Genomic DNA, 628 nt, shown 5'->3' on the forward strand with positions numbered 1-628 from the left:
CGGTTGAAACAGCTCTTAATGCCGAGCTGGAAGAGCACTTATATGATAGCCAACAAGCACAACCTACCGAAAAAAACACTCGAAATGGCTACACTTCAAAGCAGTTAAAAACGGAAGATGGCTCTTTTGAGCTGAATACACCTCGCGATAGAAAAGGCTCCTTTGAGCCTCAGTTGGTGAAGAAATACCAAACTCGCTTTACATCCATGGACGATAAAATTCTGAGTCTTTATGCAAAAGGCATGACCACACGAGAGATTGTGGCCGCTTTCCAAGAATTATATGGTGCCGAGGTATCACCCACCTTAATTTCAAAAGTCACTGACACGGTCATTGAACAGGTGGTTGAGTGGCAATCTCGACCTTTAGATGAGGTTTATCCTATTGTCTACTTAGACTGTATTATGGTTAAAGTCCGTCAGGATAAACGCGTTGTGAATAAAGCGGTGTATGTAGCCTTAGGTGTTAACCTAGAAGGCCAGAAAGAACTATTAGGGTTATGGTTAGGCGAACAGGAAGGCGCTAAGTTCTGGCTTAGTGTGCTCACTGAGTTACAAAATCGTGGTGTACAGGATATCTTAATTGCTTGTGTAGACGGCTTGAAGGGGTTTCCTGAAGCGATTAATGC

1 protein-coding gene is annotated in these 628 nt (G+C 43.3%); it reads left to right on the top strand.

Annotation, left to right across the window (positions count from 1 at the left end; translation table 11 throughout):
- Positions 1-628 (top strand): IS256 family transposase (locus KCG35_RS26020; protein ID WP_215822820.1); only part of this gene is annotated, 628 nt, incomplete at both ends.

The organism is Zooshikella harenae, assembly GCF_018837975.1.
Taxonomy (GTDB): domain Bacteria; phylum Pseudomonadota; class Gammaproteobacteria; order Pseudomonadales; family Zooshikellaceae; genus Zooshikella; species Zooshikella harenae.